Genomic DNA, 19685 nt, shown 5'->3' on the forward strand with positions numbered 1-19685 from the left:
TGTGGTCTGCCCGATTATTGGCGGCATTATTGAGTCAAAATAAGTTACCTGCGGATGATTTAGATTCTCGCTTGTTTTTAACCACGGAACTTGCGGCACAACCGATCGTTGATGAAATCGTATCTCGCCAAAAACTGATTCATTGTTTAGCAAACTTAACTAAACGTGTGGTTGTTACTGGCTTTATTGCCGCAGACACACAATTGCGCACGGTGACGTTAGGCCGTAATGGCTCTGATTACTCCGCAACCTTATTAGCGGCATTGGTCGATGCGGAGCAAACTATTATTTGGAGTGATGTGGCGGGGATATTTAGTGCGGATCCACGTCGTGTAAAAGATGCCGAGTTACAAACTAAACTATCGCTCGACGAAGCCGCGGAGTTAGCGCGCTTGGGATCGCCTGTATTACACGCCCGTACATTACAACCGGTTGTTGAGAGTAAGCAACATGTGCAACTGCGCTGTAGCTATACTCCCAGCGAAGGCTCTACTCAGATCCACCGTCGTTTACCAAAAGGTAAAGGCGCTAAAATCGTTACCTCGATTGATGATCTGTATTTAGTCGATATTCAATTCGATCATCGCTCTGAGTACCAATCACAATATAATCAGTTAATTACTTTATTAGCACAGCAGCAACTGTCACCTATTTGCATTAAACGTCGTCCTACCGAACACGTGGTGCGCTTGGGTTATACCGCTGAAATTGTTGAATTTGCACTTATAGCATTACAAGTATACCAGCAGCAACAACCGCTGGTGAGCGCTATTAACTCCCTCGGTGGTTATTGTATGGTGGCATTAGTTGGTTCCGGTGTTACCGAAAATGCCTTACAGTCTCATCAGTTTTATCAGTTAATTTCAGAACACAACCTGACTTTTGTACAAACCGGTAATAATCATTTAAGTATCTGCGCAGTATTACAAAAAGTTGTACTGGAACCGTTATTGAAAGAATTGCATACGGTGTTATTCAAACAACCGAAACGCATTGGTGTGGTGTTATTTGGTAAAGGTAATATTGGTGCTGGTTGGCTGTCATTATTCGCCGAGCAAATGCATAAAGTACCTGAGCAGCAGAATGTAGAGCTGTGCTTATGTGGCATATATGGTTCACAAGGCGGGGTATTAGACTTTAATGGTCTGGATGCTGCGACTGTGCTTGATGACTTTCAACCTGAAGCGTTTGTCTGGGAACAGTTGTTATCTAATCTGGCATTACACCCGTTTGACGAATTAGTGATCATTGATATTACCGCCAGTGAAGCGATTAGTTACTATTATCCTGAATTTGCCCAGCATGGCTTTCACCTTATTTCAGCAAATAAGTTTGCTGGCGCCGCGAGCAGTGAGTTTTATTATCGCGTTAAACAAAGTTTTACTGATAATGAAAGTTATTGGTTATATAACGCCACCGTTGGTGCCGGTTTACCAATCCAAGCCTCAATGGATATGTTGCAACACAGCGGTGATCAAGTCACCGCGGTGAGCGGTATTTTTTCGGGTACGTTGTCGTGGTTATTCCAACAATACGATGGTGAGGTCGCCTTTTCACAATTAGTGGAACAAGCTTGGCAACAAGGTCTAACAGAACCGGATCCGCGTGAAGACTTATCTGGTAAAGATGTGCAACGTAAACTGCTTATCTTGAGTCGTGAAGCAGGTTATGAGATGGAACTGAGTGATATTAAATTAGAGTCGTTAGTATCTACAGAGCTAATGGCCTTTAAAGTGGATGAGTTTTTAGAGCACTGCGAAGAATTAGACGCGAAAATATTGCGTATGTTTAACAAAGCCAAAAAACAGGGGTTAGTATTACGTTACGTGGCGAACTTTAACAATAAAGAGGGCGCGCAGGTTGGTTTAGAATTTTTAGAACCGACCCATCCGTTTGCTAATTTACTGCCGTGTGACAATATTTTTTCGATTAATAGCCATTGGTATCGTCATAATCCACTAGTGATCCAAGGACCTGGTGCGGGTAGAGAGGTGACTGCGGGGGCTATCCAGGCTGATCTCTTCCAGCTATGTAAGCTATTCGCGCGTTAATTATTTATACGCTAACGACAGTATTTCCCGCGGCTAAACACCAATACGCACATAATTCATGTTTAAGGTGAATTATGTGCGTTGACTTTATGGGGTAAAGTTGTGAAGATAAAGACGTACAGAGCTATGGACGTCTAAACATCTTAAGGGAAGAAGAGTATGAGTTTTCACAATGCACAAAATATTGAAGTATTAAATCAAAGTGTTTCTGAGTTGGGGCGTGATATTAACGTTTCATTTGAATTTTTCCCACCAAACTCACCCGCGATGACATCTACCTTGTGGGAGTCTATTAATCGTCTAAAAGCGTTAGACCCTAAATTTGTTTCTGTGACTTACGGTGCTAATTCAGGTACGCGTGATCGTACCCACGAAATTATCAAACAAATTAAACATGAAACGGGCTTGATTGCCGCGCCACACCTAACCTGTATCGATGCCAATCGCCAAGAGTTGAAGCAGATTGCCACTGACTACTGGGACAATGGTATTCGTAATATAGTGGCGCTGCGTGGCGATTTACCGCCGGGATTGAATCAACCTGATATGTATGCGGCTGACTTAGTTGCATTATTGAAAGAGGTGAATGATTTCGATATTTCTGTTGCGGCTTACCCTGAAGTTCATCCGGAAGCAAAAAATGCCCAAGCGGATTTATTAGCACTAAAAGATAAAATTGATGCGGGGGCGGATCGTGCTATCTCGCAATTCTTTTTTGATACTGAAAGCTTTTTACGTTTTCGTGACCGTTGTGCGGCAGTCGGTATAGATAAAGAAATTGTACCGGGAATCTTACCGGTCTCTAATTATAAAACCCTGTGTAAATTCTCTAAGTTGACCAATGTTAAAGTGCCGAATTGGATGCACAGTCAGTTTACAGGTTTAGACAATGATCAAGCCACGCGTAATCTGGTTGGTGCCAGTATTGCCATTGACCAAGTGAAAGTATTATCACGAGAAGGGGTGAAGGATTTTCATTTTTATACCCTAAACCGTGCGGATCTAACCTACGCAATTTGCCATACTTTAGGGGTGCGTCCAAAGTAATACGCGTTTATCTATTGTTAATAGCATTACTTCAGAATCAAAAATGCCGACATCATGTCGGCATTGTATTATCAGCTATTGGTTATCGAAGTTAACCGGTATTACGCATACCAGCGGCAACACCGGCGATACTTACCATTAAGGCTTGTTCGATATCAGGGTTAACTTCTTCACTGCTACGTGCGCGGCTCAATAGCTCTGCTTGTAAAATATTCAGTGGGTCGGTATACGGATTACGTAGCTCAATGGACTTTTGACTCCAAGGTTGGCCATCAAGTAATTGAGCATCAGGTGTTAAACCGACGATCAATTTTGTAGCCAGTGCTAAGCTTGCACGTAACTCTTTACCTAAATGCCATAAATCTTCTGTTACCAGACATTGGTCATAATATTCTGCTAGCCATGCATCGGCTTTCAAAAATACCATTTCAAACATTTCTAAACGGGTATTAAAGAATGGCCATTGCTGCTGCATTTCTTGCAGTGTTTCACGCTGACCTGAATCGAGCATGTTTTTGAACGCGGCAGTACAACCTAACCAAGCCGGTAACATTAAGCGGTTTTGTGTCCATGCAAAAATCCAAGGGATAGCACGTAAGCTTTCTACGCCACCGTTGGGTTTGCGTTTTGCTGGGCGACTACCTAATGGCAGTTTGCCTAACTCTAGCTCAGGAGTTGCCGAGCGGAAGTAAGGCACGAATTTTTCATGACCTTGAATGTATGAACGGTATTCTGCACAAGAATCGGCAGACATTTGATCCATTGCTGCACGCCAAGCTTGTTCTGGTGCTGGCGGTGGCAATAAGTTGGCTTCTAAAATCGCACTTGTGTACAGATTTAAGCTTTGCTCTGCGACGTCTGGAAGACCAAACTTAAAGCGGATCATTTCACCTTGTTCGGTTACCCGTAACCCCCCTTTTAATGAACCTGGAGGTTGTGATAATAAGGCTGCATGTGCTGGCGCGCCACCACGACCGATACTACCACCACGGCCATGGAATAAGGTCAATTTGATTTCTTCTTGCTCACAGATATCAACTAACGCTTCTTGAGAACGGTATTGAGCCCAAGATGCTGCGATTACACCCGCATCTTTAGCGGAATCAGAATAACCGATCATGATGTATTGATGGCCATTGATGTAGTTTTTATACCAATCAATGGCTAATAAGCTCGCCGTCACTGTACCTGCATTATTCAGATCATCTAAGGTCTCGAATAAAGGCGCGACAGGTAAACGGAATGGACAACCAGTTTCTTTTAATAGTAACTGCACCGCGAGTACATCAGAGGCTTTACGTGCCATTGAGATGATGTAAATGCCTAATGCCTCTGGATCTTGTTTTGCAACTGTGCGACAAGTATCGAGTACTTCTTTGACGTCTGCAGAAGGTTGCCAGCAAAGTGGGATCAGTGGGCGTTTATTATTTAATTCTTGTAATAGGAACGCTTGTTTGTCTTGTTCGCTCCACTGCGCATAATCACCAAGACCAAGGTAGCGGGTTACTTCTGCTATTACGTCTGTGTGGCGATCACTGTCTTGGCGAATATCAAGCTTAACTAAGCTAACACCGAAACATTCAACGCGGCGAATAGTATCCAATAGCGCACCTTTGGCAATCACCCCCATGCCACAAGCATGCAATGAGTTGTAACACGCTAATAATGGTTTACGTAATTGCGCCGTCGTGGTGATGATGTCACGGCTTTCTGTGTATTCACCTTTTAGCTGTGCGGTTAAGCTAGCCAGCGTTTCAGTTAATTCACTGCGTAATTTTTTCAGTAACACACGATACGGTTCATGACTTTCGCCAACTAAAGCACGCAGTGTATCGTCACAGTCGTTCATGGATAATTCACTGGTTAGATGCTTAACATCTTGCAGGAATAAGTGAATTGCCATCCAACGGCTTGTTAACATGACTTCTTCTGTGACTGTCGATGTTACAAATGGGTTGCCATCACGGTCTCCACCCATCCAAGAGGTAAACTTAACCGGTGCTGCATCAATTGGTAATTGGTATTCTAAGCGGTCTTGTAAACGTTTATCCAGGCTGCGTAAGAAGTTTGGTACTGCATCCCATAATGAATTTTCGACTACTGCAAACCCCCATTTTGCTTCATCGACAGGCGTTGGACGTACTGTTCTGATCTCATTGGTGTGCCACGCTTGTGATACTAGCTGCTCAATACGCGTCATAAAGACATCACGTTCTTGGCTGCTGAGTTCGGTTAACTCTAATTGGCTAAGGCATTTATTAATGGCACCATGTTTATGGATCAGAGTACGACGGGTGATCTCTGTCGGGTGCGCTGTGAGTACTAAATCGATTTTTAGATTTTTTACGGCAGAGAGTACATCTGCTTCATTGATTTCTGAGTTATTGAGCTTAGCAAACAGCTCATCGATAGAATCTGGCACACAGGTATTTTCAGCACAGTTACGTGACGTAGTGTGGAACTGCTCTGCGATGTTAGCAAGGTTTAAGAATTGGCTAAATGCGCGGGCGACAGGTAATAGCTCATCATCAGAGAGGCTACGTAGCACTGTGAGTAATTCTGCGCGGTCTTTATCACTACCAGCGCGAGATGATTTAGCTAGTTGGCGAATGGTTTCAATCTTATCTAAGAATTCTTCTCCAAGATGATCCTTGATTGTATTCCCTAGTACTTGGCCTAATAAGCCGACATTACTTCGTAACGCTGCATATTTATCTGACATACATAATCCTTCAATTCAGTGATGTAATACGGCAATAACTATTATCGTTATGTATGTAAAATAACTATATTTAGTGACATTCGTCAATGAAATCGTGTAAATAATGCCATTAAATGTGATATAAGGTGTAATTTTACTACATATCGATAATTATCGAGTTAATTTTTACAGGCTTGTTCGATTAATTTTTGAATAATCGCCTGGGTTGGTTTGACTTCGGATAGATCTAAATACTCATCAGGTTGATGGGCTTGGTTAATGCTACCAGGCCCCATGACGATAGTGTCACAGCCAAGTAATTGAATAAAAGGCGCTTCGGTGCAGTAATTAACAGGAATTACGGTTTCGCCAGTGAGCTTTTCTGCCAGTTTAATTAATGTCGAGTCTGTATCGCAGGCATAAGCTGGAATCGGTTCATGCAGGTGATAAACATCAACCGCACCTGGCCATTGTTTCTGGATCGGCAATAATGCTTGATTGAGTAACATGAACAATTCATCAGGGCTGACGCCCGGAATAGGGCGCATGTCGATATGCAATTCACAACTGCCGCAAATCCGATTAGGACTATCACCACCATGTACATGACCAAAGTTAAGTGTGGGTTGTGGAATAACAAAATGATCACAGGCGTATTGTTCTTTTAGCTTACGTTGCAGTTGTAATAACTGTCCTGTCACCTGATGCATGATCTCAATGGCATTAATACCATTAGCAGGATCAGAAGAGTGGCCACTGCGCCCAGTAATACGAATTGCTTCTGACATATGACCTTTGTGCATAAATACCGGCACCATGCCTGTCGGCTCTCCGATCACCGCATAATCGGGACGAAAGCTTTGCGCAGCCGCAATCGCTCTGGCACCAGCCATGGTGGTTTCTTCATCTGCAGTGGCTAGAATACGTAACGGTTTATCCAACTTTGTTAAATCAATGTTTTTACATGCTTCGATTACAAAGGCAAAAAAGCCCTTCATATCAATGCTGCCCAAGCCATACCATTTATCGTCTTTTTCGGTCAGTTGGAACGGGTCTTTGGTCCATAAACCGTCATCAAAGGGGACGGTATCGGTGTGGCCAGCCAGTAATAATCCGCCATCGCCTTGGCCATAAGTCGCGACTAGATTAAATTTACCATTTGTTTCAGGTACGCTGGTGATATTAATGCTAAAACCAAGTTCGGCGAACCAACCGGCGAGCAGGTCAATGACAGGCTTATTACTGATATCTAACTCTTTTTCTAATGAACTGATCGAAGGCGTTAGGATCAGTGATTCATAAAGTTCAGTGAATTTTGGTAATTCCATATTACGTTCCTGTAATGATTTGTTGTTTTTTTATGCATAAAAGTTGCATAAAAATGTAATCTGTTTTATTCTTGAATCATCCTTACTTTACAACGTATGGGTTAGATAATGAATCGTTTTTCATGGTTTCGACGAGACAGTATTTAAAATGCATTGATAGAGCTTAATTTGATTAGGCGAGTGCAATTGGAAAGGGCTAAATTGCCCGTAGTTTTACAATTTAGCAAACACGGAAGTCAAACATGTTAAAAACAATCTTAATCGGTGCTACCGGATATACCGGTGCTGAGCTAGCCCATTACATAACGAAACATCCAGAACTTGAATTAGCAGGTTTGTATGTTTCAGAACACAGTTTAGATGCGGGCAAAGCGTTTTCTACTTTATATGGGCACTTATTAGGTGTCGTAGATCAAATTATTCAACCGTTAGCTGCCGCTAATATTAAAAACATCTGTGATGATGTCGATATTGTGGTGTTAGCAACCGCGCATGAAGTCAGCCACGACATCGCCGCTGAATTTTTAGCGCAGGATGCAGTGGTATTTGATTTATCCGGTGCATTTAGAGTGAACGATCCTGCTTTTTATGAAAAATATTATGGCTTTAAACATAACTTCGATAAAGAACTAAACACTGCTGTTTATGGTCTAGCGGAATGGGCGAGTGCCGATATCGCTGAAGCAAATTTGATTGCGGTTCCTGGTTGCTACCCAACAGCGTCATTATCAGCGTTAAAACCGTTAGCGCAGCACGGCCTGATTGCTGCTGATCAAAAACCAATTATTAATGCTGTCAGCGGCGTGAGTGGTGCGGGGCGTAAAGCGTCGTTGAGTTCTGCTTTTTGCGAAGTGAGCCATGCCCCTTACGGCGTGTTCAATCACCGTCATCAACCTGAGATCAGCACGCATCTAGGCCATGACGTTATTTTCACGCCGCATTTAGGTTGTTTCAAGCGTGGCATCTTAGCCACCATTAACGTCAAACTTGCTGCCGGAGTAACACCAGAGCAAGTGGCAGCTGCTTATCAACAAGCATATCAAGATCAGCCGATGGTACGGTTATTGCCAAGTGGCTGGCCAAGTATTAAAGCGGTTGAGAAAACGGCGTATTGTGACTTAGCGTGGCAGCAGCAAGGACAAGATTTAATAGTCGTTTCTGCCATTGATAACTTATTAAAAGGCGCAGCTGCACAAGCTATGCAGTGTATCAACATTCGGTTTGGTTTTGCCATGACGACGTCATTAGTATAGGGAACATGAATATGACAACTCCTTTAGTATTAAAACTTGGCGGCGCATTACTTGAAAATGAAACTGCTCTTGGGCAACTTTTTAGCGCATTAACGGCATTTCAAGCCACCGCATCACGCCCGCTTATCTTGGTGCATGGCGGTGGTTGTTTTGTTGATGAACTATTAACAAAGATGAATATTGTTAGTGACAAGAAAAACGGTTTACGCATTACTCCCCAGAGCGACATCGGCTATATCACTGGCGCATTAGCAGGCACGGCCAATAAAGTATTAATGGCGCAGGGCATTAAGCTCGGCGCTAAAGTGGTTGGTTTAAGTCTCGCTGATGGCGGTATTGCAACCGTTACACAATCAGCTGCAGGTCTTGGTGCGGTTGGTGAATGTGAAGCGGGTGACCCTGCACTACTCACAGCATTAATGAATGGTGGTTTTTTACCCATCATAAGTTCGATTGGCATAGACGCACAAGGCCAACTATTAAATGTCAATGCAGATCAAGCGGCAACTGCAATTTGTGAAACTTTAAATGCAGATCTGGTGATGTTATCTGATGTTGAAGGTATTTTAGATGCCGAAATGCAGCTAATTCCAGAAATGAACAGTCATTACGCTGATGAATTGATTGCATCTGGCGTGATTAATGGCGGTATGGAAGTCAAAGTGAAAGCGGCGTTAAAAGCGGCTGTCTCTTTAAATCGCGATGTTAAATTGGCGAGTTGGAAAGTGCCTGAACGGTTAGTGGCATTATTAAGTGGTGAAGCAGAGGGAACGAAAGTTTCTAGCTAATATTGATCAGTTAACGGAGTTCGATCATGGAAAATTTATTATCAGTTAAAGATTTAACTAAACAGCAGATCCTTGACTTATTAGCACTAGCCAAAGCAGTGAAAGCCAATCCAGAGGATTATTCACAGGCGTTAGCGGGTAAAAGTATTGTCACCATTTATGAAAAACAGTCACTACGAACACGGGTAACTTTTGATATTGGTATTCATAAATTGGGCGGTCATGCGGTTTATCTGGATTCACAAAATGGTGCGATTGGTGAGCGTGAAACAGTAAAAGATTTTGCTGCGAATATTTCTCGTTGGGCTGATGCGATTGTTGCACGAGTCATGAGTCATAAAACCTTGGAAGGCTTGGTTGAGCATGGCAGTGTACCGATAGTTAATTCGCTTTGCGACTTATACCATCCTTGCCAAGCATTAGCTGATTTCTTAACTATTTCGGAACATTACGAAGATGTTTCAAAAGTTAAACTCGCTTATGTTGGTGAAGGGAATAATGTCACCCATTCATTAATGCTTACTGGCGCTATCTTAGGGGCGGAAGTGACAGCGGTATGTCCACGTGGCAGTAGTCCAGACGCTCAAATTGTTAAGCAAGCCATGGCGTTAGCGGAAATAAACGGTGGTAAAATAAATGTAACAGATAACCTAGATGACATAGTTGATTATGATGTTATTTATGGTGATACTTGGGTTTCAATGGGGGACGACACACCATTGGCACAAGTAAAAGAAAAGTACATGCCGTATCAGATTAACCAAGAGTTGTTGATACGCACAGGAATCAAACATGTATTGCATTGTCAGCCGGCTCATCGGGAGTTAGAGATAACATCACAAGTGATGGATGGCGAACAGTCGCTGATCTTTGATCAAGCCGAAAATAGAATGCATGCCCAAAATGCAGTTTTACTGACATTGCTGAAGTAACATATTAAGGAAAATGAAAATGACACAAACAGTTAAGAAAGTAGTCGTAGCGTATTCGGGTGGCTTAGATACTTCAGTGATCTTACCTTGGTTACAAGAAAACTATGATAATTGCGAGATTATTGCCTTTGTTGCCGATGTCGGCCAAGGCGCTGAAGAACTTGAAGGCATTGAAGCTAAAGCGCTGGCATCGGGGGCATCGGAATGTCACGTGGTTGACCTTAAAGATGAACTGGTGGCTAACTACATTTACCCAACCCTTAAAACCGGGGCGGTTTATGAAGGGACCTATCTGTTAGGTACGTCAATGGCGCGTCCAATCATTGCTAAAGCACAAGTTGAAGTGGCCCGTAAAGTCGGCGCTGATGCGCTTTGTCACGGTTGTACTGGTAAAGGTAATGATCAGATCCGTTTTGAATCTTGCTTTGCCGCGCTTGCACCTGAACTCACCGTTATTGCGCCTTGGCGTATTTGGGACTTAACCAGCCGTGAATCATTACTGGAATACTTAGCTGAACGTGACATTCCATCAGCCGCATCTGCAACTAAAATTTATAGCCGTGATGCCAATGCTTGGCACATTTCTCATGAAGGTGGTGAGTTAGAAGACCCGTGGAACCAACCAAGTAAGCAAGTTTGGACCATGACTGTTGATCCAATTGAAGCACCGAATGAACCTGAGTTTTTAACACTATCTGTTGTTAAAGGCGAGATCACGGCTGTTAACGGCGAAGTGATGTCTCCTTATCAAACACTGATGTATCTTAATGAAAAAGCGGCAGCGCATGGTGTTGGTCGTGTTGATATTGTTGAAAACCGTCTCGTCGGCATGAAGTCACGTGGTTGTTATGAAACTCCTGGTGGCACGGTAATGGTTGAAGCATTACGTGGTATCGAAGAATTAGTATTAGATAAAACCACCCGTAAATGGAAGCAGACGGTTGCCGCGGAATTCTCGCACCTAGTTTATGATGGTCGTTGGTTTACGCCTTTATGTGCGTCTCTACTTGCCGCTGCAGGTACATTAGCAGAAGAGATGAACGGTGAAGTGATCGTTAAGATGTATAAAGGTTCAGTGCAAGCTGTACAGAAAAAATCGCCAAACAGTCTTTACAGTGAAGAGTTTGCTACATTTGGTGATGATAATGTTTATGACCAAAGCCATGCGGAAGGTTTTATCCGCTTATATTCGTTGTCTAGTCGTATTAAAGCTTTAGCAACTAAGTAACGCTATTTGAGGGTGTTGAAACGCCCTCTACTTCGAATATACATATAATAGAAAGAATAAGGATATAACCATGGCACTATGGGGCGGTAGATTCAGTCAAGCAGCTGATGCAAGATTTAAAACGTTTAATGATTCACTGCGGTTTGACTATCGTTTAGCTGAACAAGATATTACGGGTTCAGTGGCATGGTCAAAAGCCTTGGTTAGCGTGGGCATCTTAACGCAAGATGAGCAAGTTGCTATTGAAGCAGCATTAAATGACCTTAAGCTAGCAGTACTCGAAAATCCTGAACAGATCCTACAAAGCAATGCGGAAGATATTCACAGCTGGGTGGAAACGCAATTAATTGCTAAAGTTGGGGATTTAGGTAAAAAACTCCATACCGGTCGTAGTCGTAATGATCAAGTCGCCACGGATTTAAAACTCTGGTGTAAACAGCAAGGCGAACAGCTGCTAATGCAACTGGATAAAACCCAACAACAACTTGTATCACTTGCGCGTGAACATCAGCATACTGTGTTACCGGGTTATACGCATTTACAACGTGCTCAGCCAGTGACATTTTCACATTGGTGCCTAGCTTATGTCGAAATGCTAGAACGCGATTTTAGTCGTTTAACAGATTGCTTGAAACGCCTTGATACCTGTCCATTGGGTTCTGGTGCACTCGCAGGTACGGCTTATCCAATGGATAGAACAGAATTGGCACATACATTAGGCTTTGCCAGTGCGACATTAAATAGTTTAGATTCAGTTTCTGATCGTGACCATGTGATGGAATTGATGAGCACAGCAAGTATGTCGATGATCCATTTATCACGTTTAGCTGAAGATTTAATTTTCTATAATTCGGGTGAATCTAACTTTATTGAGCTTGCTGATGCTGTAACGTCTGGCTCTTCGTTAATGCCCCAAAAGAAAAACCCGGATGCATTAGAACTTATCCGTGGTAAAACGGGCCGTGTATTTGGCTCACTCAGTGCGATGTTAATGACATTAAAAGCGCTGCCATTGGCATACAATAAAGATATGCAAGAAGATAAAGAAGGTCTATTTGACGCTCTTGATACTTGGAGTGACTGTCTAGAAATGGCGGCAATGTCATTAGTTGGTATGAAAATCAATGAAGCAAGAACTAAAGAAGCGGCGCTAGGTGGTTATTCAAATGCCACTGAACTGGCTGATTACCTTGTGGCTAAAGGTGTACCATTCCGTGATTCTCACCATATTGTTGGTGAAGCTGTTGTCGCAGCTATCAGTAAGGGCGTACCATTAGAAGAGTTGACGTTAGCTGAGTTCAAAGAATTTGATACCTTAATCGAAAACGATGTATATCATCACTTATCACTTGATGAAACATTAGCTAAACGTAAAGCTCAGGGCGGGGTATCCCCAGTCCAAGTTGAATTTGCCTTAACCAATGCTGAAAAACGTTTAGAAGAGCGCGACACATCGGGCGTTAGTATTCGTGCGGCACGTTTGACCGATCTTGATGACATTGAACGTATGGTAAATTACTGGGCCAATATTGGTGAGAACTTACCACGTAACCGTTCCGATCTTGTCAAAGCTGTTGGTACGTTTGCGGTAACAGAGAAACATAATCAGGTAACAGGCTGCGCCTCTATCTATGTTTATGATACCGGACTTGCTGAGATCCGTTCATTGGGTATAGAACCGGGATATCAAGGTGGTGGCCAAGGTAAAGCCGTTGTCGAATATATGCTGCGTAAAGCAGAACAGATGGCAATCCAAAAAGTGTTTGTATTAACACGCGTACCTGAATTCTTTATGAAGCTAGGCTTTAGCTCAACCAGTAAATCAATGCTGCCTGAAAAAGTACTGAAAGATTGTGGCATGTGCCCTCGTCAACATGCGTGTGATGAAGTCGCGCTAGAATTTAAGTTAAACGCTGTTAATCAGACAATTAATTTAAAGGCCGAGAAATTAGCATCTTAATTTGAGACTGGCTCATTAAAAGCACCGAATGGGTGCTTTTTTTGTTTCAAATAATGTGAATAAAGTAACTTGAACTTAATCTTTAGTATCTATATAATGTGTCGACAAATTACGGTAACGGTTAACTGTGCTGAGCATCATTACGATGATTTAACACTTTATGACTTAATAATATCGACATGATGTTTAAATTCTTTATGTCGATCTTTTTCTTGCTAATGGCAAGAGGTCATGTATAATACGTTCCACTTGCTTAGGCAAGAAGCTGAATCATTATGTTATTGTTTTAACCTTGAGTTAAAATATTAATGGTCAGTCATCAAGATTCCCGATAGGGGAGTCAACAAGTTAAAGATATCGTATTCACGATCTATTTTATATAGATGTGGATGTCGAATTTTTTTGTGTGTTTAACTTTATTGGAGCTCTGGTCTAATGCAGAACCAAAGAATCCGTATCCGCTTAAAAGCGTTCGATCATCGTCTTATCGATCAGTCTACAGCGGAAATCGTTGAAACTGCAAAACGCACTGGCGCACAAGTACGTGGACCTATTCCACTACCTACGCGCAAAGAGCGTTTCACAGTGCTTACTTCTCCGCACGTTAACAAAGATGCGCGTGACCAGTACGAAATTCGTACTCACAAGCGCCTGGTTGACATCGTTGAGCCAACAGAAAAAACCGTTGACGCTCTAATGCGTTTAGATCTAGCTGCTGGTGTTGATGTTCAAATCAGCCTTGGCTAGTAAGTTCTAAAACAACGATTTATATTGAGGTTATTATAATGATTGGTCTAATCGGACGTAAAGTTGGTATGACACGTATCTTCACTGAAGATGGCGTTTCTATCCCAGTATCCGTTATTGAATGTGAGCCTAACCGCGTTACTCAAGTCAAAACACTTGAAACTGACGGTTACCGCGCACTTCAAGTGACCACTGGCACGAAAAAAGCTAGCAGAGTAAACAAGCCAGAAGCGGGTCATTTCGCTAAAGCTAAAGTTGAAGCTGGTCGTGGCCTTTGGGAATTCCGTCTGGAAACAGGCGAAGGCGAAGCTGTTGAAGTTGGCTCTGAGCTAAACGTTAACATTTTCGCTGAAACTACTAAAGTAGACGTTACAGGTACATCTAAAGGTAAAGGTTTCGCAGGCGTTATTAAACGTTGGAACTTTTCTATGCAAGATGCTACTCACGGTAACTCTCTTGCTCACCGTGCACCGGGTTCAATTGGCCAATGTCAAACTCCAGGTCGCGTATTTAAAGGCAAGAAAATGGCAGGTCACATGGGTGCTGAACGTGTAACGATTCAGTCTCTAGATGTGGTACGTGTTGATAGTGAACGTAACCTAGTACTTGTTAAAGGTGCTATTCCAGGTGCGATCAACGGCAACGTAATTATCAAACCAGCTGTTAAAGCTTAATCCGAGGAATTAGTAATGGAATTGATATTGAAAGACGCACAAGGTGCTCTTGAAGTTTCAGAAACTACCTTCGGACGTGAGTTTAATGAAGCTCTGGTTCACCAGGTAGTTACAGCGTATGCTGCTGGCGCGCGTCAAGGTACTCGTGCTCAGAAAAACCGTTCTGACGTTGCAGGTGGTGGTAAAAAACCATGGCGTCAAAAAGGTACTGGTCGTGCTCGTGCAGGTACTGCAAGCAGCCCGATCTGGCGTAAAGGTGGTGTAACTTTTGCTGCGCGTCCACAGGACCACAGCCAAAAAGTTAACACTAAGATGTACCGTGGTGCGATTAAAAGCATCCTTTCTGAATTGGTACGTCAAGAGCGTCTTATTGTAGTTGAACAGTTCGCTGTTGAAACTCCTAAGACTAAAGAATTAGTTGCTAAACTGAAAGACTTCGATCTGAACGACGTTCTAATCGTAGGCGCTGAAGTTGATGAGAACTTATTCTTAGCTGCTCGTAACCTTTACAAAGTTGATGTTCGTGACGTTGCTGGTATTGATCCAGTTAGCCTAATCGCGTTCAACAAAGTTGTTATGACTGCAGCAGCAGTTAAGCAGATTGAGGAGAACTTAAAATGATCAGTGAAGAACGTTTATTGAAAGTTATCCTGGCGCCACATATCTCTGAAAAGAGTACTATGTCTGCAGAAAACAACAACACAATCGTTTTCAAAGTTGCACTAGATGCAACTAAAGCTGAAGTAAAAGCAGCTGTTGCAAAACTTTTTGAAGTTGAAGTTAAAAATGTAAGCACATTGGTTCTGAAAGGTAAAACTAAGCGCACAGGCGCTCGTTTTGGCCGTCGTTCAGACATCAAAAAAGCTTACGTTACTCTAGCTGACGGCGCTGACATCGATTTCGGCAGTGCTGAATAATCAAGGGGATTGTGAATAATGGCTATTGTTAAGTGTAAGCCTACTTCTCCAGGTCGTCGCCACCTTGTTAAGGTAGTGAACCCGGATTTGCATAAAGGCAAACCACATGCTCCACTTTTAGAGAAAAAATCTAAATCTGGTGGCCGTAATAATAACGGTCGTATTACTGTTCGTCATCACGGCGGCGGTCATAAGCAACATTACCGTATCATTGACTTAAAACGTAATGATAAAGATGGTATCCCTGCAACAGTTGAGCGTTTGGAATATGATCCAAACCGTTCAGCAAACATTGCACTTGCACTTTACGCAGATGGTGAACGTCGTTACGTTCTAGCTGCTAAAGGTATGCAAGCTGGTGATATTATAGTTTCTGGTGTTGATGCGGCTATTAAAGCTGGTAACACATTACCAATGCGTAACATCCCAGTAGGTACAACTGTACACGCTGTGGAAATGAAACCAGGTAAAGGTGCTCAAATTGCACGTTCTGCTGGTACATACGTACAAATCATTGCTCGTGATAACTCATACGTTACTCTACGTCTTCGCTCTGGCGAAATGCGTAAAGTATTAGTAGATTGTCGTGCAACGATTGGTGAAGTTGGTAACGCTGAACACATGCTTCGCCAACTTGGTAAAGCTGGTGCTAGCCGCTGGCGCGGTGTTCGCCCAACTGTACGTGGTGTTGTAATGAACCCTGTTGATCACCCGCACGGTGGTGGTGAAGGTCGTACTTCTGGTGGCCGTCATCCGGTATCACCTTGGGGTATGCCAACTAAGGGTTACAAAACTCGTAAGAACAAGCGTACTGATAAACTTATCGTACGTCGTCGCAACAAGTAATTTTATAGAGGTATCACCATGCCACGTTCTCTCAAGAAGGGTCCTTTCATAGACCTACACTTGCTGAAGAAGGTAGAGAAAGCGGTGGAAAGCGGGGAAAAAAAACCAGTTAAGACTTGGTCCCGTCGTTCTATGATCATTCCAAATATGATTGGTCTGACCATCGCTGTCCATAATGGTCGTCAACATGTACCAGTTTTCGTTACTGACGAAATGATTGGTCATAAGTTAGGCGAATTCGCACCGACTCGTACTTATCGCGGCCATGCTGCAGATAAGAAAGCTAAAAAGCGTTAGGAGAAATTAGATGGAAGCATTAGCTAAACACCGTTTCGCCTCAGGCTCTCCACAGAAAGCACGTTTGGTCATTGACCTTATTCGTGGTTTACCAGTGGATAAGGCTCTTGAAGTTTTAACTTTCAGCACTAAAAAAGCTGCTGTACAAGTTAAAAAAGTTCTTGAGTCAGCTATCGCAAACGCTGAACACAACGAAGGTGCGGATATTGATGAGTTAGTAGTAGCTACAGCGTTTGTTGACGCCGGTCCTACTATGAAGCGTATCATGCCACGTGCTAAAGGTCGTGCAGATCGCATCTTGAAGCGTACTAGCCACATCACAATTGTTGTAGCAACACGCTAAGAGACTAGGAGAAAACAATGGGTCAGAAAGTTCATCCAAATGGTATTCGCCTAGGTATCACCAAGCAGTTTAACTCTACTTGGTTTGCGAATACTAAAGACTTCGCCGACAACTTGTACGGCGATTTCGAAGTACGTCAGTTTCTTACTAAGAAACTGAAAAATGCATCTGTTTCACGTATCGTTATCGAACGTCCAGCGAAAAGCATCCGTGTGACTATTCACACTGCTCGTCCTGGTGTTGTTATCGGTAAGAAAGGCGAAGACGTAGAAAAACTACGTAATGCTATCGCTAAGATGACTGGTACTTCTGCACAAATCAATATCGCAGAAATCCGTAAGCCTGAACTAGATGCTAAATTAGTAGCTGAAGGTATCGCTTCTCAACTTGAACGTCGTGTTATGTTCCGTCGCGCTATGAAGCGTGCAGTACAAAATGCAATGCGTTTAGGTGCTAAGGGTATTAAAGTTCAAGTTAGCGGTCGTTTAGGCGGCGCAGAAATCGCTCGAGCTGAATGGTATCGTGAAGGCCGTGTGCCACTACATACTTTCCGTGCTGATATCGATTACTCAACTGCAGAAGCTCTTACAACTTACGGCATCATCGGTGTGAAAGTTTGGATCTTTAAAGGTGAAGTACTAGGTAAATTACCTCTAGTACAAGAGCAAGAAGCACCTTCTAAGCCTAAACGTCGCAGTCGTGGCCCTAAAGCTGCTAAATAGGAGACTCTGATATGTTGCAACCAAAACGCATGAAGTTCCGCAAAATGCACAAAGGCCGTAACCGCGGTCTTGCAAAAGGCGGAAACGTAACTTTCGGCGAATTCGGTCTTAAAGCTACTGGTCGTGGTCGAATTACTGCTCGTCAAATCGAAGCAGCACGTCGCGCTATGACTCGTCACGTTAAGCGTCAAGGTCAAATCTGGATCCGTGTGTTCCCAGACAAGCCGATTACACAAAAGCCGCTTGAAGTACGTCAAGGTAAAGGTAAAGGTAGCGTTGAGTATTGGGTTTGCCAAGTACAACCTGGCAAAATCCTTTATGAAATGGCTGGAGTTCCTGAAGAATTGGCACGTGAAGCATTCAGCCTAGCTGATTCGAAACTGCCTATCTCTACAACTTTCGTAACTAAGACGGTAATGTGATGAACGCTAGCGAACTTAAACAAAAAAATGTTGAAGAGCTAAATGAAGAGTTACTTAACCTACTACGTGAGCAATTTAACTTACGTATGCAGTTAAGTACTGGTCAACTAGCACAAACGCATTTAATCAAAAATGTACGTCGCGATATCGCGCGTGTTAAGACCATCCTGAACGAAAAGGCGGGTGTATAATATGAGCACTATTCGTACTGTACAGGGTCGTGTTGTTAGCAACAAAGGCGATAAAACTATCGTTGTTGCAGTAGAACGTAAAGTGAAACATCCGTTATACGGTAAGTTCATCAAGCGTACTACTAAACTACACGCACATGATGAGAATAACGAATGTCAACTAAATGATGTTGTTACTATTCGTGAAACTCGTCCAGTGTCTAAGCTTAAAACTTGGACATTAGTAGAAGTATTAGTAAAAGCTTAATTTTAAGCTTATACTATTCTACTTATTATAACGGCTCCTTTTAGGGGTCGTTTGTTTTTTAGTCGATTCCCGTTGCTTTTTTCAAAGCCGTGGTGTTATAATGCGCCACCTCTTGAGATAGGGGGGACTCATCCAATCCATGTCGGGTTAGATGAAATTATTGCGGAGCACTAATAATGATCCAAATGCAGTCTACGTTGGACGTAGCCGATAACTCAGGCGCACGTCGCGTTCAGTGTATCAAGGTCCTAGGTGGTTCGCACCGCCGCTATGCGCGTGTTGGTGACATCATCAAAGTTACTGTTAAGGAAGCAATTCCTCGCGGTAAAGTAAAAAAAGGTGATGTTCTAAACGCAGTGGTTGTGCGTACTAGGTCAGCAATCCGTCGTACAGACGGTGCAGCTATCCGTTTCGACCGTAACGCAGCTGTTATGCTTAATGCTAACGGCGCGCCGATCGGTACTCGTATCTTTGGCCCAGTTACTCGTGAACTACGAACTGATCAGTTCATGAAAATCGTATCTCTGGCACCAGAAGTACTATAAGGAACGAAAAATGGCAGCTAAAATTTTAAAAAATGATGAAGTTATCGTTGTTGCAGGTAAAGATGCTGGTAAACAAGGCAAAGTTACTGAAGTAAGAGCAGACGGTAAAATATTCGTTGAAGGCGTAAATCTTATCAAGAAACACCAAAAGCCAAACCCACAATTGGGCGTAGCTGGCGGTATTGTTGAGAAAGAAGCAGCTTTAGACGCATCAAACGTGGCACTATTCAACCCTGCAACAAGCAAGGCTGATCGTGTCGGTTTCCGATTTGAAGACGGCAAAAAAGTACGTTTCTTCAAATCTAATAATGAACTTGTTTAATTGGAGTTAACTGTGGCGAAACTGCATGAATACTACAAAGAGACTGTAGCGTCTGAACTTAAAACTAAGTTCGGCTATAAATCTATCATGCAAGTCCCTCGGATTGAAAAGATCACCCTTAACA

The 19685-nt window shown here is 42.9% G+C and carries 22 protein-coding genes and 1 pseudogene; 21 read left to right on the forward strand and 2 right to left on the reverse strand.

The window, feature by feature from the left end; translation table 11 throughout:
- On the forward strand, positions 1–2051 hold a 2051-nt coding region (gene metL / locus QNK26_RS05505; RefSeq protein WP_319221380.1), incomplete at its 5' end, for a bifunctional aspartate kinase/homoserine dehydrogenase II.
- A 159-nt stretch (positions 2052–2210) separates the two neighbouring features.
- Positions 2211–3098 (forward strand): methylenetetrahydrofolate reductase, encoded by an 888-nt coding sequence (gene metF, locus QNK26_RS05510; RefSeq protein WP_319221382.1) that lies wholly within the window; start codon positions 2211–2213, stop codon positions 3096–3098.
- Positions 3099–3189: 91 nt separating this feature from the next.
- On the opposite strand, the gene ppc is transcribed toward metF, so the two are convergent.
- Positions 3190–5820 (reverse strand): phosphoenolpyruvate carboxylase, encoded by a 2631-nt coding sequence (gene ppc, locus QNK26_RS05515; RefSeq protein ID WP_319221384.1) that lies wholly within the window; start codon positions 5818–5820, stop codon positions 3190–3192.
- A 158-nt stretch (positions 5821–5978) separates the two neighbouring features.
- Positions 5979–7127, reverse strand: a complete 1149-nt coding sequence (gene argE / locus QNK26_RS05520) for an acetylornithine deacetylase (protein ID WP_319221386.1) — start codon at positions 7125–7127, stop codon at positions 5979–5981.
- A 242-nt stretch (positions 7128–7369) separates the two neighbouring features.
- Here argE and argC point away from each other — a divergent pair, with 242 nt between their 5' ends.
- From argC to QNK26_RS05615, 19 genes and pseudogenes are all read left to right on the forward strand, one after another.
- Positions 7370–8380 carry an N-acetyl-gamma-glutamyl-phosphate reductase gene (gene argC, locus QNK26_RS05525; protein WP_319221388.1) on the forward strand — a complete coding sequence of 337 codons (1011 nt, stop codon included), beginning with the start codon at positions 7370–7372 and terminating at the stop codon, positions 8378–8380.
- An 11-nt stretch (positions 8381–8391) separates the two neighbouring features.
- Positions 8392–9168: an acetylglutamate kinase gene (gene argB / locus QNK26_RS05530; protein WP_319221389.1), complete on the forward strand. Its 777-nt coding sequence runs from the start codon at positions 8392–8394 to the stop codon at positions 9166–9168.
- Between the two features lie 26 nt (positions 9169–9194).
- The gene (locus QNK26_RS05535) at positions 9195–10100 is read left to right on the forward strand and encodes an ornithine carbamoyltransferase (RefSeq protein ID WP_319221391.1); all 906 of its coding nucleotides are present in this window, start codon (positions 9195–9197) and stop codon (positions 10098–10100) included.
- Between the two features lie 19 nt (positions 10101–10119).
- Positions 10120–11328: an argininosuccinate synthase gene (locus QNK26_RS05540; protein ID WP_319221393.1), complete on the forward strand. Its 1209-nt coding sequence runs from the start codon at positions 10120–10122 to the stop codon at positions 11326–11328.
- A gap of 70 nt (positions 11329–11398) precedes the next feature.
- Complete coding sequence (argH, locus tag QNK26_RS05545; protein WP_319221394.1) at positions 11399–13288, forward strand: argininosuccinate lyase; 1890 nt, start codon at positions 11399–11401, stop codon at positions 13286–13288.
- A gap of 435 nt (positions 13289–13723) precedes the next feature.
- Complete coding sequence (gene rpsJ, locus QNK26_RS05550; protein ID WP_017223583.1) at positions 13724–14035, forward strand: 30S ribosomal protein S10; 312 nt, start codon at positions 13724–13726, stop codon at positions 14033–14035.
- Between the two features lie 35 nt (positions 14036–14070).
- Positions 14071–14709: a 50S ribosomal protein L3 gene (gene rplC / locus QNK26_RS05555; RefSeq protein ID WP_211686729.1), complete on the forward strand. Its 639-nt coding sequence runs from the start codon at positions 14071–14073 to the stop codon at positions 14707–14709.
- A gap of 15 nt (positions 14710–14724) precedes the next feature.
- Positions 14725–15330 carry a 50S ribosomal protein L4 gene (gene rplD, locus QNK26_RS05560; RefSeq protein WP_019442261.1) on the forward strand — a complete coding sequence of 202 codons (606 nt, stop codon included), beginning with the start codon at positions 14725–14727 and terminating at the stop codon, positions 15328–15330.
- The gene (rplW, locus tag QNK26_RS05565; RefSeq protein WP_017223586.1) at positions 15327–15626 is read left to right on the forward strand and encodes a 50S ribosomal protein L23; all 300 of its coding nucleotides are present in this window, start codon (positions 15327–15329) and stop codon (positions 15624–15626) included. Before rplD ends, rplW begins: the two co-directional genes overlap by 4 nt.
- Positions 15627–15644: 18 nt before the next feature.
- Complete coding sequence (gene rplB, locus QNK26_RS05570) at positions 15645–16472, forward strand: 50S ribosomal protein L2 (protein ID WP_019442263.1); 828 nt, start codon at positions 15645–15647, stop codon at positions 16470–16472.
- 18 nt (positions 16473–16490) lie between these two features.
- Positions 16491–16769 (forward strand): 30S ribosomal protein S19, encoded by a 279-nt coding sequence (gene rpsS, locus QNK26_RS05575; RefSeq protein WP_019442264.1) that lies wholly within the window; start codon positions 16491–16493, stop codon positions 16767–16769.
- Between the two features lie 10 nt (positions 16770–16779).
- Entirely contained in the window at positions 16780–17112 is a 333-nt protein-coding gene (gene rplV / locus QNK26_RS05580) for a 50S ribosomal protein L22 (protein WP_045112216.1), read from the forward strand.
- Between the two features lie 17 nt (positions 17113–17129).
- On the forward strand, positions 17130–17834 hold the full coding sequence (rpsC, locus tag QNK26_RS05585) for a 30S ribosomal protein S3 (protein ID WP_319221404.1): 705 nt from the start codon (positions 17130–17132) through the stop codon (positions 17832–17834).
- An 11-nt stretch (positions 17835–17845) separates the two neighbouring features.
- The gene (rplP, locus tag QNK26_RS05590; RefSeq protein ID WP_211684051.1) at positions 17846–18256 is read left to right on the forward strand and encodes a 50S ribosomal protein L16; all 411 of its coding nucleotides are present in this window, start codon (positions 17846–17848) and stop codon (positions 18254–18256) included.
- Positions 18256–18447, forward strand: a complete 192-nt coding sequence (rpmC, locus tag QNK26_RS05595; protein WP_017223592.1) for a 50S ribosomal protein L29 — start codon at positions 18256–18258, stop codon at positions 18445–18447. The genes rplP and rpmC overlap by 1 nt, the downstream gene beginning before the upstream one ends.
- Position 18448: 1 nt before the next feature.
- The gene (rpsQ, locus tag QNK26_RS05600) at positions 18449–18694 is read left to right on the forward strand and encodes a 30S ribosomal protein S17 (RefSeq protein WP_045112215.1); all 246 of its coding nucleotides are present in this window, start codon (positions 18449–18451) and stop codon (positions 18692–18694) included.
- Between the two features lie 176 nt (positions 18695–18870).
- Positions 18871–19239: a 50S ribosomal protein L14 gene (gene rplN, locus QNK26_RS05605; protein WP_019442269.1), complete on the forward strand. Its 369-nt coding sequence runs from the start codon at positions 18871–18873 to the stop codon at positions 19237–19239.
- Positions 19240–19249: 10 nt separating this feature from the next.
- The gene (gene rplX, locus QNK26_RS05610) at positions 19250–19561 is read left to right on the forward strand and encodes a 50S ribosomal protein L24 (RefSeq protein ID WP_101060770.1); all 312 of its coding nucleotides are present in this window, start codon (positions 19250–19252) and stop codon (positions 19559–19561) included.
- 12 nt (positions 19562–19573) lie between these two features.
- Positions 19574–19685, forward strand: a pseudogene (locus tag QNK26_RS05615) (50S ribosomal protein L5); the annotation flags it as partial.

Origin of the sequence: Moritella sp. (assembly GCF_033791185.1) — a bacterium.
In the GTDB taxonomy this organism is placed as follows: domain Bacteria; phylum Pseudomonadota; class Gammaproteobacteria; order Enterobacterales; family Moritellaceae; genus Moritella.